A 25,502-nucleotide genomic window follows, 5' to 3' on the forward strand; every position below is an offset into this window, starting at 1 on the left:
TCCTGTTTAAGTGCGGCATAGCTTTCCGAACGTAACGATTCGAGACAAAAGTCGTTGTTAGCTGAATCCGCGCCCGCGGAAATCGAAGTACCTTGCCGTAGTGGAGACTCGCAATGCTTTTTTGTCGAGCATCCTTTCTATGTCATGCTTCCATGCCTTTCAAAATAAAATCAATGAGATGCTCCACTTCCTGGGCCTCATCCCACTCAGCATCAGGATTCAAGAGAAAACGGGTGACGATGAACCCCAATATCGGGGAGACAATACAACGGACCGTCGTCGTAATCGGCATTTCTTTAAGCAGTCCCGCTTCCTGGAACCCAGTGACTGTCTGCTTGATCCTCGGGTACACTTTTTCAAGGAACGCCTCCTCGATAATCATTTTGATTTCCGGGTGAAAGGCAAACTCCTGGAGCACTATCCGCAAAATCGCGACATTTTGTCTGGCAAAATCCAATCGATTGTAAATGAATGTTCTCAACAGCTCGTCAAAGCCTTGAAATTCGCGATTGAAAATATTTTCGACCATGTTGTCAGCGAACACAGGAACAGCGAGCTTGAGCACTCCCGGCTTCACTATAGCCAATAGCAAATCCTTTTTTGCCGGGTAGTGCCGAAAAATGGTCCCTTCCGCTACTCCAGCACGCTTGGCGATTTCACTTGTGGCTGTGCCCGCATACCCTTTTTCGGCAAAAATCTCGATTGCAGCCGCAAGAATGTTTGCTTGCTTCTCGGTCAATCGGATTTCTTGTCCATCCACTTTCAACAATTCTCTTAAATAGGACTCCCGCATAAGCTGATCCTCACTTTTTCATTATTTTCGGTATGCCTTAAGTGTACCAAGATTCAACAGGTAACATAATAGAGAAAACCCTAGGACAACATATAGATCGACCTGTATATCAGCCAGTCCGTTCCCCTTGATCATGATTTCCTTGAGGGCATCGGCCCCATAAGAAATCGGCATACAATATTCTAAATACGCCACCCAATCAGCAGCGTTATCCAGATTGAACATCCCCGAAAAGAACGCCTGTGGAACAATCACGAGTGGAATGAACTGCATAAGTTGAAATTCATTTCTGGCAAAAGAGGATAACAGGATGCCGAGTGTCAGCGCACTCAATGAAAGAAGCATGGTGACCAGAATGACCAGCCATAAGGATCCATTTAGCGGAACTCCCAAGACATAAACGGCATACAACGCGACGATAAACGACTGAATCACTGCGAATAGCCCAAAGCCGCTGATATAACCAAGGATGATTTCCCAACCTTTCAAAGGCGTGGCGAATAGCCGCTCCAACGTCCCTTGTGATCTTTCTCTCAAGAAGGAGATACCGCCCACTAAAAACACGAAAAAAAAGGCAAAAAAGCCGATCAGGACCGGTCCCGTATAATCAAATGTCGTCTCCGCGTTATCCTCGTATAAAAACTCGACGGAAATATCCGGAACCTGACGATCCGACCGGGATGCCAAAGCCTCCTGCAAACCCATTTTCACTGCTTCGGCTTGATTGGGTTTGCTGTTGTCTATCGTGACATGGATATACTGTCCATCTGCTTCGAGGAGGGCGTCGATTTCCGAATCGGCAAGCGCTTGGCCGGGATCCTCCACCTCGACGATTTCCAGCATACTGTCCTGCACTGCCGCTTTAAGCGGAGCAGGTGCCCCCTCGACTGCCAGCTTTGGTTGATAAGATTCCTGGTCCAACACCAGCCAGGTCAACGTCAAAATTAGTAGAGGGGCAACAATCATCAACGCAAGTGACCGCTTATCTCGAATAAATTGACGGATTATCCGGACTACAATCGCCTTTAACTTCATGCTTCTTCCCTCCCGTACTTTAGAAACGCTTTTTCAATCGAGTCGGTACCCGTATCCCGTTTTAACGCTTGGGGAGATCCGTGAGCAATGATATTTCCGCCCCTTAACAGCCCTAACTTATCGCACCGTTCTGCTTCATCCATCACATGAGTGGTAACGATAACGGTTGTTCCTCGCCTTTTCAGATCGGCAAACCTATCCCAAATTTTATTGCGTAATAAAGGATCGATTCCTACCGTCGGTTCATCAAGAATTAACAGTTCAGGGCGATGGATCAACGCCGCAGCCAAGGATAGACGCCGCTTCATACCTCCGGAAAACCCCTGGACAATTTTATGTTTGCTGTCTTGCAAACCAACATCTTCTAAAACTTCATCGATGCGCCCGGCCACCTGTTTTTTGGGCACACCGTAAATCGCTGCAAAAAAAGCGAGATTTTCCTTTGCTGTCAACTCATGATAAAGAGCATCCGACTGTGCCATATAACCGATGGATTCCATTGTTTGCAGGGATGGCATCCGGGTATCCAACACTACTACTTCTCCTGCTTCAGGCGTTAAAGTGCCGACAATCGTTTTTACAAGTGTCGTTTTACCAGATCCGGAAGGACCGAGCAATCCAAAAATCCTTCCGCGTTGAATGGTCAGGCTAATGTTCTGCAGGACACTCTGTTTACCGAATGAATGCGATACATGTCGCAGTTCCACAATCTCCATTTCATCCCCTCCATTAGTGAGTGATTACTCACTTATTATAATAAAGCTTATGCTGGTGATTGACAACAATTTTTACCAATACCTATTGTGAAGCACCCTATTAATTTTAATCGGATGGAGATTTTGTTATAATCTAATCACTATTTGAGCAAAAAGTGACAAAACAATCGTTTTATCTCATATTTCCTACTTTCGTAGAAAGGATAGTGAATAATCATGGACTGGTATTATGAAGAAGGGATGAACATCAAAGATTTCCTCATCCAAAACAGAGAACCATTCGAACAAAAACTGTTAAATGAAGCTGTCAATGTCCGGGACAAGATTGAAGAAATCCGTGTTATCGGCAATATAAATCTATTGAAGAACGCGCTCAAAATTGTCCTTTACGTCGTGGAGGATCAAAAAGATGAAGTAGTGGCTTTTGCAAAACAAGAGGGAATAGCCTGGGCGAACTACTCCCTGACGCTGGCATTTAAATTGGAATGGGTACAAGCCATCCGCAGAACCCTATGGGTAGCCTTGCATGATTATGAATTGCTGTCCGGAATGGATGTGGATCGGGAGCGCTTCTATGACACAGAGAGCAAAATCAATGCATTGATCGACGAATTTCTCAATGGATTTTTTATCAGTTATTCCAAATATAAAGATGAATTAATCGAATCACAACGTGAGATGGTCGAAAATCTCTCCGTCCCGATTATACCGGTTACGCCAAATGTATGTATCCTCCCCTTGATTGGAGAAATTGACGCCTCCCGCGTCACCACCATCGAGGAAAAGGTGTTAATGGAAATCGGAAGACTGCGCATTCGTACCTTGATCATGGATCTGTCCGGTATTTTGGGAATGGAATCCAATATCGCCACAAACTTCTTGAAACTGTTGGACGGAATAGGCATGATGGGGTGTACTCCCGTTATTACAGGGTTACGTCCGGAAACTGTCCGTAATATGATGGCACAGGATTTAGTTTTCGAAAACAAGGCGGAAATCAAAGGAACCTTACAGCAAGCCCTCGATGAATATTTAGTCAATCAACGAGTGGATCAAAGTAACGGCGTCAGTGCCTTACAAGCAAACAAAAACCTATAGATATACTGAAAAGGGGCTGTCCCATTCATTTGGGAAGCCCCTTTTTCAGCACTATTCACATGGCTTTGTTTGTTCATCCGGTCAAAAACTTATTTTTAGCCGACGAAGAATCATTCTCGTTATGTCGCTGCTTATCTATCATGCACCTGAACAACCAATTTCAACGGCCCCTTATCCCATGAGGGCGGTCATTAAGGCTTTCTGGGCATGGAGTCTGTTCTCCGCTTGTCGGAAAACGACCGATTTTTTTCCATCAATCACGTCTGCCGTGACTTCTTCTCCTCGATGGGCGGGCAGACAGTGCATAAAAATAGCATCCGGATGAGCAAGCTCCAGTAATTTTTTGTTTACCTGAAAATCGAGAAATACCTGCTCCCGTACCGCTTGTTCACTTTCCTGCCCCATACTGGCCCACACATCCGTGTAAACTACGTCTGCTTTATCGACAGCAGCGACAACATCGGAGGTCACCTCCACTTTGCTGCCATTCGACGCTGCAATCGACTGGGCGTGTTTGGTGATCGCCTTTTCCGGCTGATACCCTCCCGGAGCAGCTATAATGATATCCATCCCCATGATAGACCCACCCAGCATCAAAGAATGGGCCATATTGTTCCCGTCACCGATGTAAGCAAGCTTGACTCCCGATAATCCGCCCTTAACTTCTTCAATCGTTTGCAGGTCCGCCAGAACCTGACATGGATGGTAGCTGTCCGTCAACCCATTGATGACCGGAATGGTGGCATTTTCCGCCAACTCCTCTACCACTTGCTGCGAGAAAGTCCGAATCATCATGCCATCCAAATAACCGGAAAGTACCTTAGCTGTATCTGAAATCGGTTCACCTCTGCCGATTTGGATATCATCTGAGCTGAGAAACAATCCTGTGCCGCCCAATTGATAAATCCCCGCTTCAAAAGAAACGCGTGTACGGGTAGACGATTTTTCAAAGATCATTCCCAGGGTTTTACCCTGTAACGGCTGCTCCACTGAACCTTTGAGGCGTTGGTTTTTCAGATATGCGGCAAGTTCGAGCAAATAAGCGATTTCTGGCTTGCTGTAATCGGCAAGCGTCAAAAAATCCTTTCCTGCCAATTGTTGCTGGATACTGATCTCTTTCATCAATCCCATCTTCACACACGCTCCTTCGCTTTGTTTAACCCTTCGCTCATGGATAGATATTGATTCATTGCATATGGTTGTTCTTTGATTTGGGTCGAGGCTTTCAAGTATGCAGTCAACGTTTCCGCTGAAGTAATACATAATGTGTCGGTTTTCAAGGCATCTTCTCTAAGTCGCATGTGGCCATCTGTTCCGGAACCTTGCAGCAGGTCACAAACCAAAGCAAATGCACTGTCCAGACATCTGTTTCCAGCCTCCTCAAGTGATATAACCTTACGAACAGCAATATCCCTGCTTTCAAGAGAATCAGTCGTCGCTTTGTCAGCATAGATATCCACCGGCAATTTCTCCAGCAAGGCGAATAATTCTGCCGGCAATTGACCGAAGTCATTTCCGAGGGATAAATAAATTTGTTGATTGCCCTCCAGGTCCAACAGGTTGTTTTCCTTCCATCCGAACGCCTTGGCCATTGCCGATTCTACAGTCAAGCCAAGCCCGATTGCTTCCCCGGTGGACTTCATCTCCGGTCCAAGAAACGGATCGACACCTGGCAGTTTGTTGGTAGAAAAAACCGGGACCTTTACGGCATAATAGCCGGCCGGCTCATGAAGACCAGTACTCCAATCCGTTTCTGCCAGTGATTCTCCCATTTGCACCCGGGTGGCCAAATCGATAAGCGGGACACCGGTAACTTTGCTGGCAATCGGAACAGTCCGGGAAGCCCGTGGATTTACCTCCAGCACGTAAAGGTCTTGCCTGTCTTCGCTGATGACAAATTGAATGTTAATGATTCCTTTTAAATCGAGTTCTGTTGAAATTTGTTTTGTGTACCGCTCGATCGTATTCCGCTGATCCTCCGTCAAACCTGGAGCAGGGAACACAGCTGTACTGTCTCCGGAGTGGACGCCCGCTTTTTCGATATGTTCAAATATCCCCGGAATCAGAATATCCTCTCCATCACAAACCGCATCAACCTCCACTTCATAGCCGGAAATAAAGCGATCGATCAGCAGCGGAAAGATTCGCGAAGCAGGTGCATGCTGTTTCAGACTGTCAATATAGTCGAGCAGCTGCTCTTGATTCTGTATGACAACCATCCCCCGACCACCAATCACGTAGGAAGGGCGAAGCAACACCGGATAACCGATTCGTTCTGCTATTTCCTCTGCATCCTTCACGTCCATCACTGTTTCCCCTGGAATGTGCGGAATCGCCAGCCGTTTCAACAAACGATAAAATTGATCCCGGTCTTCAACGGCTTCAATAGCAGCCAAGGAGGTACCGCACACAGGCATACCAGCTTTGCTAAGTCCCTCTGCCAAGTTCACGGCGGTTTGGCCGCCGAACTGCACCAGCACCCCATCCGCCTCTTCTTTTTCCAGTACGTGAAGAACGTCTTCCTCCGTCAACGGTTCGAAATATAAGTGGTCTGCTGTATTAAAATCGGTGCTGACTGTTTCCGGATTGTTATTGATCACGATAGCCTTGATATCTTGCGCTTGTAAAGACATGGCTGCATGGACCGAGCAATAATCAAATTCCACTCCCTGCCCGATCCGTATCGGCCCCGAGCCAAGCACGGCAACCTTTTTATTTCCCTGGATTGCTTCTACTTCATCGCTTTCTTTCCATGAACTATAAAAGTAAGGCGTCTCTGCCGAAAATTCCGCAGCGCACGTATCGACCATTTTATAAGCGGGAGTCAATCCGAGTTCCATGCAGCGTTGATGAACCTCCTGCTGGCTGATCTGAAAGATATCCGCCAACAGTCGATCAGCGTATCCGTAATACTTAAGTTTGCTCAATTCCTGTTTATCAAGGGATTGCCAGCTTTTATCGCGAAGCTCGGTCTCCGTCTGGATCATCCCCGCAATTTCACTCAAATAATATTTATTGATTTCCGTCAGTCGATGAATATCATCAATGGAGTATCCACGCCGAAAAGCCTCCGCTATGATAAATATCCGCTCATCCGTCGCCTGGACGAGCGCTTGCTCGATTGCGACCGCGTCCCACTCGGCATGCGCAGGCCAGTTCAAGTACTCCGTACCAATTTCAAGCGAGCGGACGGCCTTGTTCAAGGCAGCAGGAAAGTTACGTGCAAGTGCCATGACTTCTCCGGTAGCTTTCATCTGCGTACCAAGCAGCCTGTCGGCACCAGCAAATTTATCAAATGGCCAGCGCGGAATTTTCACGGCAATATAGTCGATTGCAGGTTCGAAGCTTGCGTAAGTATGGCCGGTAATCGGATTGATCACTTCATCCAGTTGATAGCCCAATGCCAGCTTGGCAGCAATGCGGGCAATCGGGTAACCAGTTGCTTTTGACGCGAGGGCGCTGGAACGGCTGACTCTCGGATTCACCTCGATGATGACGTACTCGTCGCTATCGGGGTTGAGAGCAAACTGGATGTTACATCCTCCGACCACCCCTAATTCCCGGATCACCTTGCAGGAAGTGGAACGAAGCAGCTGATACTGCCGGTCATTGAGCGTTTGAGAAGGCGCAACAACAATGCTGTCGCCGGTATGGACACCGACAGGATCGATATTTTCCATATTGCAGACAATAATGCATGTATCATTGGCATCTCGCATCACCTCATACTCGACTTCCTTCCAACCCTTCACACTTTGGTCGACCTGCACCTGGCCGATCGGACTCGCATGCAGGCCGTTGCGGACTATCGCCTTAAGCTCTTTTTCATTATTGGCGATCCCACCGCCTCCTCCACCCAACGTATAGGCGGGTCGGATGATCATCGGGTAACCAGCGGTACTTGCAAAACGGACCGCTTCTTCCACCGAGCTGGTCGTGATGCTTTCGGGGACTGGTTCATCAATTGCCGTCATCATCGATTTGAAAATTTCCCGGTCTTCTCCTTTTTGGATGGTATCAAGCGGCGTCCCCAGCAATTCGACCTCGTATTTTTCCAATGCTCCGGATTCAGATAGAGCTACTGCCAGATTCAGGCCGGTCTGTCCGCCCAATGTCGGCAAAATGCCATCTGGTCTTTCCTTTTCGATAATTGCTGTCAAAGAAGAACTAGTCAGCGGTTCTAAATATACCTGATCTGCAATGTCAGGATCGGTCATGATCGTAGCCGGGTTGTTGTTGACCAGCACCACTTCGATTCCTTCCTCTTTTAAGGCCAGGCAAGCTTGGGTACCTGCGTAATCAAACTCTGCAGCCTGGCCGATGACAATCGGCCCCGAACCGATGACCAAAACTTTATGGATGTGTGAAAACTTAGGCATGCTGCACCTCTCCCTCGCTCGGTATCATCTGTAAAAAGTCCTGAAAAATCGAATAAGTATCTATCGGCCCTGGGTGGGCTTCTGGATGGAATTGAACGGTCAGGACGGGCTTATGACGATGAACCAGGCCTTCAACCGATCGATCATTGACATTGATATGAGATACTTCCCAGTCTGACAGTTTAATAGAGTTTTCATCAACTACATAACCGTGGTTTTGCGAGGTGATGAAAACCTTCCCGGTCAGCAAATCCTTCACCGGGTGATTGCTTCCCCGGTGTCCATAAGGCAGACGTTCTGTCTTCCCTCCGTTTGCGAGGGCTACCAGCTGATGCCCTAAACAAATGCCCAAAGTTGGATAACTGTCGGTAATTTGCTTGATAATACGAGCCAATCCAGCCAAGTCTTCAGGATCTCCGGGACCATTGGACAACACGACTCCGTCGGGCTTTAGGTTGTCCAGGACCGCCAAATCCGTGTCATAGGGCACCACTGTCACATTGCAGCCAAGCTCCGTCAAGGTATGTGTGATGGAATGTTTATAACCGTAATCGTACAAAACAATGTGTTTGGGTTTCTTTCCGGTGATGGCAGGCATCGGTTTTGCAGGAATTTCGACCGGACTGCGAACGGAAACCTGTTTGACGATTTCCGGATCCACTTTCCGATGTACCGGCAGGTCTTCAGGTTCCGCTGTGATTTTGCCATAAACTTCTCCATGTTCACGGATAATTCTGGTCAATGCCCTTGTGTCGATGCCGTACAAGGCCGGTATCTTATACTGTTCCACCATTTCGTTTACGGTGGACTTTGCCTGATAATGTTCGGGTGTCTGACATGGATGAGAAATGATCAGCCCCGCCAGTGACGGTTTGATGCTTTCATGGTCTATATCGTTCACTCCATAGTTGCCAATCAGCGGATACGTCATGGTGACAATCTGGCCTGCGTAGGAAGGGTCTGTCATAACTTCCTGGTAGCCTGTCATTGCTGTGTTAAATACCAATTCACCTTCAACGGCAATTTCTGTCCCCAGCCATTTCCCTTCCAACACGTCCCCAGTGTTCAACACAAGATAGCCTGGTGTTTCGATCATTGTTCCACTCCTCTCGCGGCTGTTTGATATTTATTCGTAAATAAGAATATTTATACATACGGGTGGAAAAATACGGCCTGCTGCCTTCGTATCTGGAGCAAGCCGTTCCCATCCTTATTATGAAAATAAATTATTCGCAGCCGATCAATTGTTTATGTTGTTCAATCCATTCCACACTCATTTGGAAAAGTTGATTGGCAGAAGCTATTTGTTCCTCTACCCGGTTTTGTGCAGTACCTCCGGCTACATCTCTGGCATTGACTACAGCCTTTGGCGTCAGCACCTCGTAAATGTCTCCCTCGATCAAGGAAGAGAACTGCCGGAATTCCTCAAGGGATAAATCCATTAAAAATTTTTGGTGGTTTATACCGTACAATACAGCCTGCCCGACAACGGCATGTGATTCCCGGAATGCCATGCCCTTGCCCACTAAATAATCTGCCAAGTCCGTCGCATTGGAGTAATCCTTTGCCACGGCTTCATACATGTTGTCAGCCTTTACTTCCATGGTTTCAACCATCGGGGCAAACAAGGCAAGCGCTCCTTTCAAGGTCTCAACCGAATCGAACATCCCTTCCTTATCCTCCTGCATATCTTTGTTATAAGCTAGCGGCAGTCCTTTCAGCGTCGTCAGCATGGCCATCAAGTGTCCGTACACTCTACCCGTTTTCCCCCGGACAAGCTCGGCAACATCGGGGTTTTTCTTCTGCGGCATCATACTGCTTCCTGTACAAAATGCATCGTCCAACTCGATAAAATTGAATTCGGCACTAGACCATTGCACGAGCTCCTCACAAAGTCTGGACAAATGCGTGGAAACGAGAGAGGCATTGGCCAAAAACTCGACGACAAAATCCCGATCGCTTACCGCATCTAGGCTGTTTTCACAAATCCCTTCAAAACCGAGCTTGTCGGCTACATATTGCCGATCGATCGGAAATGTTGTCCCGGCCAGTGCACCTGCGCCAAGCGGTGACTGATTAACCCGCTTCCAGCTATCGGATAAGCGTTCGATATCCCGTTGGAACATGTAAACATATGCCATCATATGATGGGCAAACAGGACGGGCTGGGCACGCTGTAAATGGGTGTACCCTGGGAGCACCGTTTCCAGATTGTCCCCGGCCTGTTTGTGCAGCGCCTTTTGCACATCCAACAGTAACTGGCTGATCGTCAGCAATGCTTCCCGCAAATACAATCGCATATCCAAAGCGACTTGATCATTCCGGCTCCGGCCAGTATGGAGCTTCCCTCCTACAGGGCCTATTTCATCAATAAGCAATTTTTCTATATTCATATGAATATCTTCGTTCTCTTCACTTAGCACAGCCTCTCCAGCTGTTATCTTGCTTCCTACGGCTTTCAATCCATCTGTGATGTCACCCGCATCTTCTTCAGACAGGATGCCGCAAACCTTCAACATTTCCACATGGGCAAGGCTCCCTTGTATATCATGGACTGCCAGCTTTTGGTCAAAATGAATGGATGCTGTATATTCATCGACTAACTCATTAGTCGGCTTGGTGAACCGTCCGCCCCATAGTTTCATTGTTTAACAGCTTCCTTCACATCGACGACAACATTTTCAATGGAATCATCTGCTACCGTATTGGTCCGATTGACTGCGGCATGGACCTTTGTAGGAAGCCCCCACAGCTTGATGAAACCAAGAGCAGCTTCGTGATCGAAAGAGTCCTCCGGTTTATAGGTTGCCAAATCAAAATCATAAAGCGACTGTGCCGATTCCCGGCCGATGACTTGTGCGTGACCTTTGTACAGCTTGACCTTGACTGTTCCCGACACCTGGGTCTGGGTTTGTTCAATGAACGCCTGCAAGGCCTTTGTCAACGGAGAATACCACAGCCCATCATATACCGTCTGAGCCAACTTTTGCTCTACCGTCGGCTTGAACTGAGCCACCTCGCGAGGAAGCGTCAGTGCTTCCAACTCTTGATGGGCTGCAATCAATGTCAGTGCGGCTGGAGCCTCATAGATTTCCCGTGATTTGATCCCGACCAAACGGTTCTCGACGTGGTCGATCCGTCCGACACCATGCTTCCCGGCGATCTGGTTCAATGCAAGTATAAGTTTGGAAAATTCCATCGCTTCACCATCAAGCGATACTGGCTTCCCTTGTTCAAAGGTGATTTGGACGACCTGAGGTGTGTCGGGCGCATCGACCGGATCTGTTGTTAAATCGTAAGCGCCTTTGGGAGCTTCCGCCCATGGGTCTTCCAAAATGCCGCATTCATTGCTTCTTCCCCACAGGTTCTGATCGACACTGTAGGGATTATCGAGATCGACCGGAACCGGAATCCCATTTTCTTCAGCATAGGCAATTTCCTCATCCCTCGACATTGCCCATTCACGCACTGGAGCGACAATTTCCAGATCTGGATTCAAGGCAGTAAATGCCACATCGAATCTCACTTGATCGTTCCCTTTTCCCGTACAGCCATGTGCTACAGCTACCGCACCCTCCTTTTCGGCGATTCCTACAAGAACCTTGGCGATCAAGGGTCTGGACAATGCCGAAATCAAAGGGTATTTGTTTTCGTACAATAGGTTGGCTTGCAAGGCCGGAAGTACATATTCATCCGCAAAGAGCGATTTGGCGTCCACCACATATGATTTGACTGCTCCAACATCGAGGGCTTTATTTTTCACAAAGTCCAAATCCTTCCCTTCCCCCACATCCAACGCGACAGCAATCACGTCAAAATTATATTTATCCTGAAGCCATTTGATAGCGACAGAAGTATCAAGACCACCTGAGTATGCCAACACAATCTTATCTTTTTTCATTTGATTAACGCTCCCCTTCTGCTTGTAATCTATTAATAGACTGAGCATGTTTGGTTTGTATGAATTATTATGCACTATTAAGTATATTAATTCAACCGTTAAATTTCATTTTTTTAAAGAAAAAGTGGATTATCCTGTTGATATCCTACTGGTACTCCTGTTTTTTTAGTGAGAACATCCCATGCCGCTTATTTATAATGTAATGTATGATGGGCGTACACAGTTGTGATTCCTGCCCACCGCCCATTTCCATACCCCGGGCGAAACAATCGCCTATAGCTTCCTTCCTTTTCGCACATGCAGCATTTTATACATATTCATTCATATCCATGCAAATATCCATGCAAAAAAGAAAGTCAGTTGTAACCTTCACGGCTGCCCGACGTCTACCTAAAAAACTAAAGGGTGGTCAAAATATGAAAAAGTGGCACTTCCATTCACTTGCGGTCTGTTTACTCCTGCTGTTGGCAGCATGCAGCAACGACTCACCAGAAAATGCCGACATGCCCGTGGAGATGGACAGCGCTGGAACAGAAAGCAGTCAAGACTCTGCAGTTCTAAGCGAAAACAAGGCGGCAGAGGATAGCGCGGGAGAAGAAGGGGAAGTACAACAGGAAGAGGAATCGGCTGTCGGCAAAGCAAAGCAAGCAAACCGGAAAGTGATTTACCATGCAAATCTACGGATTGAAGTAAGTAATTACCAACAGACTCTCGAAACCATTCAATCAAAGGTAAGCGAAGCCGGCGGTTATATCGTAGAGTCGAGTACGTACCAAAACCCCGAGGATGACCTTACAGAGGGGCATATCACCGCAAGAGTACCTCAGGAGCAGTTCCAGCCGTTCATCGATTTTGTCGAAGAGGGCAGCAGCAAAGTACTGGAAAACAATGTTTCCGGACAGGATGTCACCGAAGAGTACGTCGATCTTCAATCCCGCCTAAAGTCCAAGAAGGCTGTCGAAGAACGGTTGATGGCCTTTATGGAGGAAGCGAAGAAAACCGAGGATCTGCTGCAAATATCCGAAGACTTGGCCGGCGTACAAGAAGAAATCGAGACGATCACCGGAAGAATCAATTATTTGGAAAATAAAACCGACTTGGCCACTGTCGACATCAGTCTTCAGGAAAACGATGTACGGATTTCCGGCAGCGGTGGAGAAACCACCACCTGGCAAAAAACAAAAGAACAATTTATCAAAAGCATCGATTTTCTCCTTTCCTTCTTTTCCGGATTGATCGTGTTCCTATTCGGCAATCTTCCAGTTCTACTGGTGCTTGCCGCTCTGGTGTCAGCTGGTATTTTCATTACACGAAAGACAATCAAAAAAAAGAAGCGGCAAGATACCAAGGAAAACTAGTCCTTGAAAAAATCGGCAGGCTGTGGCAAGGTTATAATGTAATCAAGACAATTGAATGAATCACTTTCATGTAGGGGGACCAGTTACTGCTGGTTGAGATTGTATCCGTCAAGATACTGACCCTTGGAACCTGATCTGGCTGACACCAGCGTAGGGAACATATTTGAACGGTAGTATGCGATAATATGCACCCTGGGTATGGCCTATGGTGCATTTTTTATTGCCCTTTAACGGCTTGCCTTCACAGAACCGCATGCTTACATCATGATATTTCACGCGGTTCCTGTTCCCTATTTCAGTCCTGCATTGTTTAAGTGCTTCATCATTAATCGCTAGGAGGAAATAGGATGAAAAAGTTATCAATCTTACTTGCCGCCCTGCTTCTGTTGTTGGCAGCCGGCTGCAGCAAGGAAAATGCCGGCACCGAAGAAAAGGACGCATTAAAGAAAGTGTCCCTCGTGTTGGACTGGACGCCTAATACGAACCATACTGGCATTTATGCCGCAAAGGAAAAGGGATATTTCAAAGATGAAGGGCTCGAAGTGGAAATTCTGATGCCAGGAGAGGCCGGGGCTGATCAATTGGTCGCATCCGGAAAAGCCGATTTTGGAATTGGAGCCCAGGAAGCCTTGACAGAAGCAAGGGTACAAGATATACCGATCGTTTCAATTGCAGCCATTATTCAGCACAATACTTCCGGTTTTGCTTCACCAAAAGAAAAAGGGATCACTTCGCCAAAAGATTTTGAAGGAAAAACTTATGGCGGCTGGGGGGCTCCCGTGGAAAAAGCGGTCATCGACTCCCTGATGAAACAGGAAAAAGCCGACGTAGAAAAAGTAAGTATCGTCAATATGGGGGATACCGACTTCTTTACAGCAGTCGAGCGTGACATCGACTTCGCCTGGATTTACTATGGCTGGACAGGTATCGAAGCAGAGCTTCGCGGGAAAGAGTTGAACATGCAGTACTTGACCGACTACTCCGAAAAACTGGACTACTATACACCCGTGCTCACGACTAGTGAGCAGAAAATCGCCGATGATCCGGAGACAGTCGAGGCCTTTGTTGCTGCCGCTTCCAAAGGTTATCAGTTTGCAGCGGACCAGCCAGATGAAGCCGCCGACATTCTCATCGACGCAGTTCCCGATTTGGACGCCGAACTGGTCAAAGCGAGTCAGCAGTGGTTGTCTCCTAAATACCAGGATGATGCCCCACGATGGGGTGAACAACAACAGCAAGTCTGGGAAAATTATGCCGGCTGGATGTATGACAATGGCTTGCTTGAACATGAGTTAAAAGCAGAAAAAGCCTTCACGAACGAATTTTTACCTGACGGGGGAGAAGAAAAACAATGAGTGATTCACTGGTAAGTATTCAAATCATCCCAAAAACAAAAAACGGGGAAGATGTCGTTCCTTATGTAGATGAAGCAATCGCGGTGATCGAAGAATCCGGGGTTCGCTATCAGGTAAACCCGCTGGAAACGACGATGGAAGGGAATTTGAGCGAGTTGTTTGCCGTTATCGAAAAAATGAACAGAAGGATGATCGAACTGGGCAGCACCAACGTGATTTCCCAAATAAAAGTTCTTTACCAGCCAAATGGCGCCTCCATGGAAAAACTGACGGAGAAATACCGCTAATGAAACGAATAAAGACAGGTTGGCGGCCGGTTGCAGCCATCCTTCTTTTACTGCTGGTTTGGGAGGTGGCGGGCAGAGTGGCGGAAATTCCCTCTTGGCTGCTGCCGGCACCTTCGCAAATCTGGATGGAGGCGGTTGCCGGCTGGGAGGATTACAAGCTGCATTTGTTTTCGACCATCCAGCTCACCCTGCTTGGATTTTTGATTGGAACGAATATCGGGATTGCAGCAGCTGTCTGTCTGCATTTGCTGCCTAAGCTGAGACAAACCATTTATCCATTGATGATTCTCTCACAAAATATCCCGATCATTGTGCTTGCACCCCTGTTGGTCATCTGGTTCGGGTTCGGCATCCTTCCAAAGCTAATCATCATTACGTTAGTCTGTTTTTTTCCGATTGCCGTAGCTACATTGGATGGTTTCCGTCAAACAAGTCCGGACCTGCTCCATTATTTAAAAATGGCTGGTGCAGACAAACGGCAAATTTTTTGGAAGCTGGAATGGCCCACCTCCCTTCCTTCGCTGTTTTCCGGACTGAAGATTTCAGCTACATACAGTGTGATGGGGGCTGTGATATCCGAGTGGCTCGGTGCCCAACAAGGAATCGGCGTGTATATGACACTTGCTTCTTCGTCTTTTAGGACCGATAGGGTTTTTGTAGCGATTTTCTTTATCATGGTGTTGTGCCTACTATTCTTCATTGTCATCATCACCATTGAGAAACGCGTCATCCGCTGGAAAAAGAAAGGGGTTGAACAGCATGGCTGATTTATCAATTATCGATGTTTCCAAATCCTTCAGCGGCAGGCACGTATTGGAGAACCTTTCCTTGTCCGTTTCCGATGCCGAATTTGTCTCGATTGTCGGTCCTTCCGGAAGCGGCAAAAGCACCTTGTTTCATTTAATAGGCGGATTACTGGAACCGGACAGTGGCGACATTTATTTGAATGGCAAGCGCGTGAATGGAAAAAGAGGGGCAATCAGTTACATGCCGCAGTCTCCTTCCTTGCTGCCATGGCGCACTGTCCTGGAGAACGTCATGCTAGGCGGAGAACTCATCGGGGAGAAAAACAGGGAGGAAGCAATCAGTATGATGGCCAAAGCCGGACTGTCCGGATACGAGGAGGCTTATCCCGATCAACTTTCGGGCGGTATGAAGCAACGGGCAGCCTTCATACGCAGCATGCTGAGTCCCCAACCGTTAATGTGCCTGGATGAGCCCTTTTCGGCATTGGATGAATTTACCCGACTGGACATGCAGCAGTGGCTGCTTTCCATGTGGGAGGAGCACCGACGCTCCATCCTGTTTGTCACCCACAACATCGAAGAAGCACTATTTCTTTCCGACCGGATCATTGTCTTATCCAGCGGTCCTGCCCAAGTAAAGGCTGATTTCACGATTCCTTTTCCGCGTCCGCGCAAGGAATCCGTGGTTTTGTCACAGGATTTTTTAGAATGGAAAAAAACCATTTATCAGGAACTGCGGGTGATGACATGAAGTCGATTATCGATGCCCATATACACCTTGACATGTATCCTGAAGTGCTACAGCGACAGTTGGTACAGGACCTGGACGAGCACCATGCAGAGGGATTGATTGCAGTATCCAACCACCTTTCTTCGGCTAAAAAGACCTGGCAGCTTGCCCAAACCGACAAGCGTATCCATCCTGCCTTTGGGTACCACCCGGAACAGCAGCTGCCGACTGTCGAAGAACTAAGTGAACTGCTAGACTTTATGGAGAGTCATCACACGGACATGAAAGCTGTAGGGGAAGTCGGCTTGCCCTACTACACGCGCAAAGAGGATCCGTCGATAAGCATCGAAGCCTATATAGAATTGTTGGAAACGATGATCATCCATGCAGCACGCTTGAATAAACCAGTAATCTTACACGCTGTATATGAAGATGCCCCGGTGGCATGTGAACTATTGGAAAAGCATTCGATCCGCCAAGCCCATTTTCACTGGTTTAAAGGTGACAATGGCACGGTCCGACGGATAGTCGGAAATGGATATATGCTTTCCGTGACGCCAGATTGTTTGTATGAATCGGAAATACAGCAGTTGATTCAGCAAATTCCCCTGACTTCATTGATGGTGGAAACGGATGGTCCATGGCCATTTGAAGGACCTTTCCTTGGCATGATGACGCATCCGAAGATGATCCATGCCAGCGTTGCCAAGATCGCCGAATTGAAACGACTCCCGATTGACTCGGTTTATCACCAGCTATTTGACAACACAAAAGACTTTTATCAGCTATGATAATTTATTTTAGACTTCGCCAGACTTCTTATATTGGTTCTCCATCCTGCGCTCCGGAAATACACTACGCTTTCCGCAGGCGGCTGGTGAGCCTCCTCGAGCTAGCGCTCTCCGGGGTCTCCCCTAGGCCTTTCCTCCCGCAGGACAGGTGTTTTCGGTGGGACGAGTAATCGCAGTCCCAAGGAAGGCTGCGGCAACGATGCATCGCACGAAGAAAACTGTTTTGTATTTTCGAGGAGTCAACGTGCATTTCCTTCGCTGATACCAGTCTGGTTCCACCAAAATCCTATAGGCATTTTTCCGTGATAGTTGGTTTTCTCTATCACCTTTTTTCAGCTAGCTTCGGGCTGTGCTCTATTATTGAATCTCGAGAGCAGCCATCCCATATGATCGGAGACTGGATGGCTTTTTTCGTTTCTTTACAATCAATCGTGGGTACTTGCATATATATTATCAACTGGAATCGCGATTTGTTATACTAGTTGAAAAAAAGGAGGAGGAATCGGAATATGGATCCATTGACTGTAAAAGAGCTCGCCAGTCGTGTGTTACAACACGAAGATTTGTTTATTTTGGATATCCGGAGACGGGAAGATTATCAAGATTGGAAAATCGAAGGCAGGAACGTGGAAAACATCAACATACCGCTGGCAGAAATAAAAGCAGCTCCCGCAGAAGCCAAACAGCAACTCCCTCTGGACAGGCCGGTCTATGTCGTTTGCTATAAAGGGATATCTGCCCAGACAGCTACAGCCCTTCTGCAAAGAGAAGGCATGGATAACGTTACATACTTGATCGGCGGCATAACCGGCTGGGGAGAGCACTTGGAACCAGTAAAGGCCGGAACACTTCCGAGCGGCGGAAGCATTTACCAGTTCCTCCGGCTGGGAAAAGGCTGTCTATCGTACATGGTAGTGGTCGGAAACGAGGCGATGGTAATTGATCCGAGTCGATTCACCGAGGTTTACCAAACCTTTGCCGACAAGCATGAATGCTCGATCAAGCATGTGGCCGACACCCATCTCCATGCAGATCATCTGTCAGGAGGAAGGAAGTTGGCCGCAGAGACGGGGGCTTCCTATTGGTTCCCGCAAGCAGATGACGAAGGTGCTTCGTTTTCCTATACCCCCCTTCAAGACGGCATGACAATCGCCCTGGGAGACAATCAGCGAGCCGTTACCGTCTTAGCTTCTCCGGGTCACACTTATGGAAGTACAAGCTTTATCGTGGACCAGGAATATTTACTGACGGGGGATACCCTGTTTGTCCAATCGATAGGCCGCCCGGATTTAGCTGGAAAGGCAGACGAGTGGGCGAAATACTTGCATGCTACGTTATATGATCGCTTTCCTTCTTTATCTCAAAGAATGGTTGTATTGCCGACGCATTTTAGCAGTACTAATGAATTGACTGAGGACGGCAAAGTTCAAAGTACATTACAAGCGTTATACACAAACAATCAGCGATTGAATATTTCTCCACAAAAGCGGTTTATCGAATTGGTTACAGAAAACCTGCCGCCACAACCAAACAGCTATCAGGAAATACGTCAGGCCAATTTAGGACTCGTCCATCCTGAACCAAAGCAGCAGCAGGAGATGGAAGCCGGCCCTAATCGGTGTGCCGTCAGCTGACGAAAAAGCTGGGACAATAGTATGGCACCAAAGCAAAAACCGGGCGAATTGGAAATGTCCGTTCGGTTTTTGCTTGTGACTTCGATAAACTTCTTTTTTCCTGTTGTTTGATGCGTGTTTCGTATCGCTACGGCAAGATACTACGCCTTCCACGGGCACGGCTTCCACTTCCTCAGAAAGCACCAACCGCTTTCTTGCGGGATTTTCAGCTCGTGCTGTTCCCGTTGGAGTCTCCGTATCTTACTTTCGCTACATTTTCGCTGTCTGATTTCCTTGTGATCAAGACAAGAGGAATAGAATAGAGAAACGTATTCTTCTATTGACTGATAGGTTTCCAAACAGTGATGAAGACGAAAAATTAGAGGGGGCAGGTTCGATATTCTTGAGAATTGTAGGTTGCGAATCAACAGCGTAAAAGAAAGACGGAATTCTCGTCAGAGGAGAAACCAACTTCATTCAACGGAGGCAAGGTACATAGACTCCTGCGGGATGAGCGCGAGCTGAAGATCCACTTGGCAAAGCAGTATTCTTTGCCAAGTTAGCTGAAGCCGTGCCCGCGGAAAGTGAAGTACCTTGCCGGAGTGATTGTCCCGGCCTCCTTTTTATTTCTCTACTTATCAAACAGATTCAAAGCAGCTATCCGGTCGGCGGCTTCCTCTAAACGTTCTTCCCTGTCCAGTAGACCGACACGTATATAGCCTTCGCCGCTTTTTCCGAACCCGTTTCCCGGTGCCACAGCAACATGGGCTTTTTCCAATAATAAATCGGCAAATGATTCAGAAGTAAAGCCAACCGGAACCGGCAGCCATGCAAAGAAGGTCCCTTTCGGCTTTTCTACCTTCCAGCCGATTTGATTTAATCGTCCCATAAATCGATCTCTTCTATTTTGATAGGTTTGCACCAGTTCGGCAACTGCAGTCTGATCGCCAGTCAACGCTTTGGCAGCAGCATGCTGGATTCCACCGAACAAACTGACATACATGTGATCCTGCAACAGGTTGATACTTTCGATTACCGAAGGGTTTCCGACTGCAAAAGCCACTCTCCAACCTGCCATATTATAAGTTTTGGAAAGCGTATAAATCTCCACACCAACTTCCTTGGAACCCTCGGATTGAAGAAAGCTTTGCGGTTTCTCGCCATCAAAGCCAAGTGCCCCGTAAGCAAAATCGTGGACGACACACACGTTATGTCTATTTGCCATTGCAATCGTTTCATCAAAGAACGACTTGTCGGCGACAGCAGAAGTCGGGTTATTAGGATAATTCAAAAACAGCAGTTTGGCTCTCTCCCAAATTTCCGTATCTATCGATTGATAATCTGGAAGAAATGCATTGCTTTTCACCAATGGCATTAAATGTGTTTCCGCATTCGCCAGAGCGATTCCGGACATGTAATCCGGGTAGCCTGGATCAGGGAGCAATGCGAGATCCCCTGGATTAAGCAAGCATTGACTTAATTCCACCAGTCCTGTTTTTGCACCGAATAAGACAGCGACCTCCGATTCTGGATCAAGGTTCACTTGGTATTCTCGTTTATAAAATTCTGCCGCTGCCTGCTTTAAAAACGAAAAGCCACGAAATGGCGAATATTTATGATAAGCCGGATTTTCCGTTGCTGCCTGCAATTCCTTTACAATGGCATCAGGTGTCGGCAAATCCGGGTTCCCCTGTCCCAAATTGATTACATCGTGCCCTTTGTCAACCAAGCCTTTCACCTTTGTCACCAGATTGGCAAAGAACTGGTCGGGCAGTCTGTTCAGTAAGTCTGATTGCTCAAAATTTTTCACAGTGTGTCACGCTCCCGATAGATCGATAAAATTATAGTATCTAATCATAGCTACTAACTTGGAATTTGTAAAGCCGTCCATCCAGTTAGTTTCTTGACAGAAAATATTCATGGTGGGATAATGCAAGCAATTATAGTGAATCTTAAACTCTTATCAAGAGAAGGTGGAGGGAATGGCCCTGCGAAGCCCGGCAACCGGTGAACAGACTCACACGGTGCTAAATCCTGCAGCAATTCTGCAAGATAAGAGGAAGAGCCGACACGCAACCTCTTCCTTTGGTGGAAGGGGTTTTTTTACGGAAATGCATGGATGTTATTTTACTAGAAAACGAGGTGCTTACATTGAGTTCAATCCAAGTTCAAGGCGCTCCTGCCATCTATCATTGCTATCAAGGGGTACTGGAATTACTTCCTGAAAAAATCGCGGAACAGCGATTTTCTCTCGGGCTGCTGCTGCATGGCGAAAAATCGTGGGAAGCAGCGAAGCGTCACTTTGTCGATCCCGGAGTACCGATGACTTACATATCCTATCAAAATGATTGTACACATGAAGAAGCGGATCGAATTGGCAAGACAGCGCTTGAAGAGAGTTCCGAGTTCATTATCGGAATAGGCGGGGGTAAGATTTTGGATTTGGCAAAAGCGGCCGGAAGCCGAACAGGACTGCCGGTGATCTTGATTCCGACCTTGGCATCGAACTGCGCAGCCTGGACACCGCTTAGTGTATTTTATGACTTGGAGGGGAACTTCGAGGAGTACACCGTTTTTCCCCGAAGCACCTGGCTGGTGCTTGTCGAGCCGAACATACTGATCGAGTCGCCGTCATCCTTTTTGCGGGCGGGCATAGGGGATACTATCGCCAAATGGTATGAGGCAGATGTACTGACACGTGATCTTCCGACAAAGGAGGTTCCATTGGAAATCGCGTTGCAGGCTGCCCGTCTTTGTCGGGATACTTTGCTTAGAGAAGGTAGAGAAGCACTGAAGGCACTCGAGGCAGGTACAATCACTGATTCATTTAAACGGACTGTTGAAACAATCATTATGGCTGGAGGAATGGTGGGAGGCTTCGGTGACCAATACGGCCGCATCTCCGGGGCTCATTCCATCCACAATGGATTGACCCATTTGCCGGAAACCCACTCGATTCTTCACGGTGACAAAGTTGCCTATGGTATCCTGGTTCAATTAGCGTTAGAAGGACGACCGGAGGAAATCAAAAGACTCCTTCCGCATTATCGGGAGCTGGGATTGCCAGTCAGCTTGTCCGATTTAGGGATCGATCCGGAACGGAAGAATGCAGTAGAAACGATTGCCGCTGCTGCTACAGCCCCGGGAGAGTCGATTCATTTCATGCATATAACGGACGCGCAACAGGTGACAGCCGGCATTCAACAGCTGGAAGAGTGGCTGGTGAATGCGACTCCGTATTCATAATAAGAAAGGGGACCCAATCATGAAGCAGACCTATGCACTAATCCAAATGGATATCGCTTTCGGTGATCCGCAAACCAATTTCCGGCATGCGGAAAAACTGATTAGGGAAGCGGTGGAAAAAAGCGCGCCGGATACCATCCTGCTCCCCGAGCTTTGGACAACCGGGTATGACCTGACACGGCTCGATGAAATAGCGGATGAAGGCGCCAATGTGACGATTGCATTTCTGAGCAGATTGGCAAAGGAACTGGACATTAATATGATAGCAGGCTCGGTAGCCAACAGGGTCGGGGAAGCAACAAGCAATACCTTGATAGTTGTTGCCCGCACCGGAAATGTTATCAAGCAATATAGCAAAGCTCATCTGTTCCGTTTGATGGATGAAGAAAAATATTTAATAGAAGGTAACAGTGACGGAACGTTTATATTAGAAAACCAGAAGAGCGCAGCAGTTATTTGTTATGATATCCGTTTCCCTGAATGGATCCGAACGCACATGCTGGATGACACAAAGGTTCTCTATGTCGTCGCTGAATGGCCGAAGCAGCGTATTGATCATTGGCGTGCTCTCCTTATCAGCCGGGCTATCGAAAATCAATGCTTTGTGGTTGCCTGCAATCGCGCAGGATCTGATCCGAATAACGAGTTTGGCGGTAATTCGATGATTATCGGTCCATGGGGTGAAATTCTTGGCGAGGCAGGACAGGAGGAAACGATATTGACGGGAACCGTTGATTTGAACGAAGTAGAGAAAATCAGGGCTACGATTCCGATATACAGTGACCGTAGGACTGACTTATACAAACTGAAATAAGCGAATCCCAAGCAGAAACAAACAGAGCGGGACAAAAGCTAAACCGAACGAATTTTATAAATCGTTCGGTTTTTATTGGTTACGATGCTTTTTTCCCAGTCGCTTGTCTTTGTCCTACAACGACCGTTCAGGCTGTTATCGGGGTTTTGGGCTTCCTTACCAAGGCCATAATACCAGCGATCAAGTACAACACCGCCGGAATCAGACTCATTCCCATAAACAAAACGAAAGATAAGACAGCGGTGATAATCAATATGATTCCTGCGGCTTTAGGCTTTTTATTCCCCTTCAAAAATACGAGGGCTACAATTCCCAGAATAATTGCCACCAGCGAAACGATGATCAAGTACCAGCTTCCGCCGGAAATCATCTCAGAGATGCTCCCCATATTATCCATTCCCTGCTCCGCAAACGCATTTTCCATTTCCTGAATAAATTCATCGTTACCTTTCAAAGTCATCAATACTATTCCGAAGAATGTGAAAAGAGCATACAGGATAGCTCCGATAACCCCAAGTGCAATTTCTGCTGTTCGTTTCATCTCCATTTCCTCCTCTTTTTGAATTCTTTAATGTCCCGCTACGTCCCGTTTTGTGAAAAACAACCAGGACAGGACCATGAAAATAACATAGTAAACAATCAGGACACCAATTGAAAACGACAATGTCATGCCTTCGATCAGTGGTGTTCCTCTAAAATACTGTTCCAAGTTTGTGTTTGCGAATAAAATATATTTGGCCCAATCGTATTGCATGAAAAAGCCTATGATGGAATTCCCGGCCATCATCAGGAAAATCGCAAAGCCGATTGCCAAACCGCTGTTTCGGAAAATCGAAGAAATCATGAATGCAAAAGTGGCCATCATCACCAGGTTGATCAATTGCAATCCATAGGAACGGCCCATCTCTGCCCAAGCAGCGATTTGCGTATATTCATTTTGGTTTTGGATCACCAGCAAAGGATTCGCGCCATTGACCCCGAAAAATATCGCCCCTGTTATCCAGGAAAACACAAGCAAAAACACAAGCGATGTAAAGGCAAACAACAAAACGGATGCATATTTAGCAAACAAGATTTTAGTCCGGGCAACCGGCCGGATCAACAATAGCTTGACGGTTCCCCATCGAAACTCATGGGCAATGATCCCTGCAGCTACGATGATGGTAAAGAGACTCAACAGAGCGGACAACATCACATTTTCCACCACAAACTGCCACGCGTCATACTCTAAAGGTTTAATGTCATTATCCAAATAGTAGTTGTTTTCCTGTATACCCCAATGATTGGCGACCTCTTCCTCACTGCTTCCCTCGGCAATTTCGGCGTTTTCCTGTTCCAATTGCTGACGCCAGTCATCGCCATACTGCGCTTCGTCCACATTTCCTACCGTTTTACCGAGAATGGCCACACCCAGTATGATAGCCGCAAGGATTCCGAACATGATCCAGGTAGACTTTCTGGCATAAAGTTTCACTTGCTCGTTATAGACGAGCTTGAAAAAATTACTCAATCGCATTCTCCCCAATCACATCTAAAAATTTATCTTCAAGTGTCGAGCGTTGCACTTGTACACCGAATACATCCACTTGCCCTTCTACCAGACATTTTACAATACTCGGAATTTCCTCCCGTTTTACTGTCAGTTTTATATTCTCCTCTTCCACGGTTGGTTCGAGCTGTAACGTCTGGCGCAGAAGCTCGTTTGCCCGGTCAAGCGGCACAGCTTCAATATGTATCAGATCTTCGTCTGTTTTTGTCAGTCCTTTGACTGTTTCAATTGCGACAAGTTCCCCATTCTTAATAATACCAATACGGTCGCACATCATTTCTATCTCGGAAAGCAGGTGACTGGAGACAATGACAGCCACGTTTTCTTTTTCCGCCAAACTCCGGATGTATTGACGTATTTCTCTAATGCCATGCGGGTCGAGTCCGTTGGTTGGTTCATCAAGAATCAAAACCGACGGTCGATGCAACAAGGCTTGGGCGATCCCCAACCGTTGACGCATCCCAAGGGAGTACCTACCGGCCTTTTCATGGATCGCCTTCTCCAATCCTACTAGGGAAACAACCTCCTTGATCCGCTCCTCGGTGATGCCAGACATCATTCTTGCGTAGTGGAGAAGGTTTTTCCAACCGCTCATGAAGGGATACATTTCTGGATTTTCCACGATTGCTCCCACATGTCGAATAGCATCCTTGTAGTTGGATTTGATACTACTTCCTTTGATCACCACATCCCCTTCGCTAATTTTCATCAGCCCGACCATCATCCGGATTGTCGTCGTTTTCCCGGCTCCATTCGGCCCAAGAAAACCGAATACTTCACCTGGGTTTATATCAAACGTCAACCCTTTGATTATTTGCTTTTTACCGATATCTTTCTTTAAGTCGATTAATTTCATTGCTGGCTCTGCTGCCACTTACTGGACACCTCCATTTGTAATCCGTTCTTCCTTCTTGTACGTATTCGCCTTTCCAGAGGTTTCAATAAAATTACTATTTCCTTCCACTGGACAAAAAAATAGCTAGATTCCGAGAATAGTCGGTCAAACGTTTGTTTAAGATTGTAAAAAGGGGGTCATAGCCATTAGCACACCCTTATCTTTCCTAACCTTAGAACATAACTGCAGCTTAAAA

General features: G+C 47.1%; 22 protein-coding genes and 2 riboswitches. Of the genes, 10 read left to right on the top strand and 12 right to left on the bottom strand.

Features of this window, described 5'->3' with window-relative positions; genetic code table 11:
- Nucleotides 1-142: 142 nt before the first annotated feature.
- From ABVF09_RS17395 to ABVF09_RS17405, 3 genes are read right to left on the bottom strand one after another with little or no spacing between them, the layout of a single operon-like run.
- Nucleotides 143-793 (bottom strand): TetR/AcrR family transcriptional regulator, encoded by a 651-nt coding sequence (locus tag ABVF09_RS17395; protein ID WP_026571421.1) that lies wholly within the window; start codon nt 791-793, stop codon nt 143-145.
- Nucleotides 794-814: 21 nt separating this feature from the next.
- Entirely contained in the window at nt 815-1,828 is a 1,014-nt protein-coding gene (locus ABVF09_RS17400) for an ABC transporter permease (RefSeq protein WP_371069736.1), read from the bottom strand.
- Nucleotides 1,825-2,544 (bottom strand): ABC transporter ATP-binding protein, encoded by a 720-nt coding sequence (locus ABVF09_RS17405; RefSeq protein WP_026770923.1) that lies wholly within the window; start codon nt 2,542-2,544, stop codon nt 1,825-1,827. The genes ABVF09_RS17400 and ABVF09_RS17405 overlap by 4 nt, the downstream gene beginning before the upstream one ends.
- Before the next feature lie 216 nt (nt 2,545-2,760).
- Between ABVF09_RS17405 and ABVF09_RS17410 the strand changes: the two genes are divergently transcribed.
- Entirely contained in the window at nt 2,761-3,642 is an 882-nt protein-coding gene (locus tag ABVF09_RS17410; protein WP_037328928.1) for an STAS domain-containing protein, read from the top strand.
- Nucleotides 3,643-3,813: 171 nt separating this feature from the next.
- On the opposite strand, the gene argF is transcribed toward ABVF09_RS17410, so the two are convergent.
- The 5 genes from argF to ABVF09_RS17435 form a co-directional block, all read right to left on the bottom strand.
- Nucleotides 3,814-4,773, bottom strand: coding sequence for an ornithine carbamoyltransferase (gene argF / locus ABVF09_RS17415; RefSeq protein ID WP_153465011.1), 960 nt, complete (start codon nt 4,771-4,773; stop codon nt 3,814-3,816).
- Nucleotides 4,774-4,775: 2 nt separating this feature from the next.
- Nucleotides 4,776-8,021 (bottom strand): carbamoyl-phosphate synthase (glutamine-hydrolyzing) large subunit, encoded by a 3,246-nt coding sequence (gene carB / locus ABVF09_RS17420; protein WP_371069737.1) that lies wholly within the window; start codon nt 8,019-8,021, stop codon nt 4,776-4,778.
- Nucleotides 8,014-9,117: a carbamoyl phosphate synthase small subunit gene (locus ABVF09_RS17425; protein WP_026770926.1), complete on the bottom strand. Its 1,104-nt coding sequence runs from the start codon at nt 9,115-9,117 to the stop codon at nt 8,014-8,016. The genes carB and ABVF09_RS17425 overlap by 8 nt, the downstream gene beginning before the upstream one ends.
- A 130-nt stretch (nt 9,118-9,247) precedes the next feature.
- A complete protein-coding gene (gene argH, locus ABVF09_RS17430; protein ID WP_153465007.1) occupies nt 9,248-10,666 on the bottom strand; it encodes an argininosuccinate lyase in 1,419 nt (472 codons plus the stop codon).
- Complete coding sequence (locus ABVF09_RS17435; RefSeq protein ID WP_026770928.1) at nt 10,663-11,922, bottom strand: argininosuccinate synthase; 1,260 nt, start codon at nt 11,920-11,922, stop codon at nt 10,663-10,665. The genes argH and ABVF09_RS17435 overlap by 4 nt, the downstream gene beginning before the upstream one ends.
- 416 nt (nt 11,923-12,338) lie before the next feature.
- On the opposite strand from ABVF09_RS17435, the gene ABVF09_RS17440 reads away from it, so the two are divergent.
- The 7 genes from ABVF09_RS17440 (at nt 12,339) to ABVF09_RS17470 (ending at nt 18,823) form a co-directional block, all read left to right on the top strand.
- Nucleotides 12,339-13,280: a DUF4349 domain-containing protein gene (locus ABVF09_RS17440; protein WP_161993111.1), complete on the top strand. Its 942-nt coding sequence runs from the start codon at nt 12,339-12,341 to the stop codon at nt 13,278-13,280.
- A gap of 62 nt (nt 13,281-13,342) precedes the next feature.
- Nucleotides 13,343-13,454: riboswitch (TPP riboswitch) on the top strand.
- A 173-nt stretch (nt 13,455-13,627) separates the two neighbouring features.
- Nucleotides 13,628-14,635 (top strand): ABC transporter substrate-binding protein, encoded by a 1,008-nt coding sequence (locus ABVF09_RS17445; protein WP_153465002.1) that lies wholly within the window; start codon nt 13,628-13,630, stop codon nt 14,633-14,635.
- Nucleotides 14,632-14,922, top strand: coding sequence for an MTH1187 family thiamine-binding protein (locus tag ABVF09_RS17450; RefSeq protein WP_371069738.1), 291 nt, complete (start codon nt 14,632-14,634; stop codon nt 14,920-14,922). The genes ABVF09_RS17445 and ABVF09_RS17450 overlap by 4 nt, the downstream gene beginning before the upstream one ends.
- Nucleotides 14,922-15,689: an ABC transporter permease gene (locus ABVF09_RS17455; RefSeq protein ID WP_371069739.1), complete on the top strand. Its 768-nt coding sequence runs from the start codon at nt 14,922-14,924 to the stop codon at nt 15,687-15,689. Before ABVF09_RS17450 ends, ABVF09_RS17455 begins: the two co-directional genes overlap by 1 nt.
- Nucleotides 15,682-16,419, top strand: a complete 738-nt coding sequence (locus ABVF09_RS17460) for an ABC transporter ATP-binding protein (protein WP_371069740.1) — start codon at nt 15,682-15,684, stop codon at nt 16,417-16,419. The genes ABVF09_RS17455 and ABVF09_RS17460 overlap by 8 nt, the downstream gene beginning before the upstream one ends.
- Nucleotides 16,377-17,189, top strand: coding sequence for a TatD family hydrolase (locus ABVF09_RS17465; protein WP_371069741.1), 813 nt, complete (start codon nt 16,377-16,379; stop codon nt 17,187-17,189). The genes ABVF09_RS17460 and ABVF09_RS17465 overlap by 43 nt, the downstream gene beginning before the upstream one ends.
- 509 nt (nt 17,190-17,698) lie before the next feature.
- Complete coding sequence (locus ABVF09_RS17470; RefSeq protein WP_153464998.1) at nt 17,699-18,823, top strand: MBL fold metallo-hydrolase; 1,125 nt, start codon at nt 17,699-17,701, stop codon at nt 18,821-18,823.
- 610 nt (nt 18,824-19,433) lie between these two features.
- Here ABVF09_RS17470 and ABVF09_RS17475 read toward each other — a convergent pair.
- Nucleotides 19,434-20,612 (bottom strand): pyridoxal phosphate-dependent aminotransferase, encoded by a 1,179-nt coding sequence (locus ABVF09_RS17475; RefSeq protein WP_371069742.1) that lies wholly within the window; start codon nt 20,610-20,612, stop codon nt 19,434-19,436.
- Nucleotides 20,613-20,759: 147 nt separating this feature from the next.
- Nucleotides 20,760-20,861: riboswitch (SAM riboswitch) on the top strand.
- A gap of 92 nt (nt 20,862-20,953) precedes the next feature.
- On the opposite strand from ABVF09_RS17475, the gene ABVF09_RS17480 reads away from it, so the two are divergent.
- Together ABVF09_RS17480 and ABVF09_RS17485 are read left to right on the top strand one after the other, a co-directional pair.
- Complete coding sequence (locus ABVF09_RS17480) at nt 20,954-22,048, top strand: iron-containing alcohol dehydrogenase family protein (RefSeq protein WP_371069743.1); 1,095 nt, start codon at nt 20,954-20,956, stop codon at nt 22,046-22,048.
- 19 nt (nt 22,049-22,067) lie between these two features.
- A complete protein-coding gene (locus tag ABVF09_RS17485; protein ID WP_371069744.1) occupies nt 22,068-22,862 on the top strand; it encodes a carbon-nitrogen family hydrolase in 795 nt (264 codons plus the stop codon).
- A gap of 127 nt (nt 22,863-22,989) precedes the next feature.
- Here ABVF09_RS17485 and ABVF09_RS17490 read toward each other — a convergent pair whose 3' ends face one another.
- Genes ABVF09_RS17490 through ABVF09_RS17500 form a run of 3 tightly spaced genes read right to left on the bottom strand, consistent with a single transcriptional unit; the run spans nt 22,990 to nt 25,267 of the window.
- Nucleotides 22,990-23,403: a DUF4064 domain-containing protein gene (locus ABVF09_RS17490; protein WP_026571439.1), complete on the bottom strand. Its 414-nt coding sequence runs from the start codon at nt 23,401-23,403 to the stop codon at nt 22,990-22,992.
- 27 nt (nt 23,404-23,430) lie between these two features.
- Nucleotides 23,431-24,372, bottom strand: a complete 942-nt coding sequence (locus tag ABVF09_RS17495) for an ABC transporter permease (protein WP_026571440.1) — start codon at nt 24,370-24,372, stop codon at nt 23,431-23,433.
- Nucleotides 24,365-25,267, bottom strand: coding sequence for an ABC transporter ATP-binding protein (locus ABVF09_RS17500; protein WP_153465210.1), 903 nt, complete (start codon nt 25,265-25,267; stop codon nt 24,365-24,367). Before ABVF09_RS17500 ends, ABVF09_RS17495 begins: the two co-directional genes overlap by 8 nt.
- Between the last annotated feature and the right edge of the window lie 235 nt (nt 25,268-25,502).

Origin of the sequence: Sediminibacillus sp. JSM 1682029 (assembly GCF_041366435.1) — a bacterium.
GTDB lineage: Bacteria > Bacillota > Bacilli > Bacillales > Amphibacillaceae > Sediminibacillus > Sediminibacillus terrae.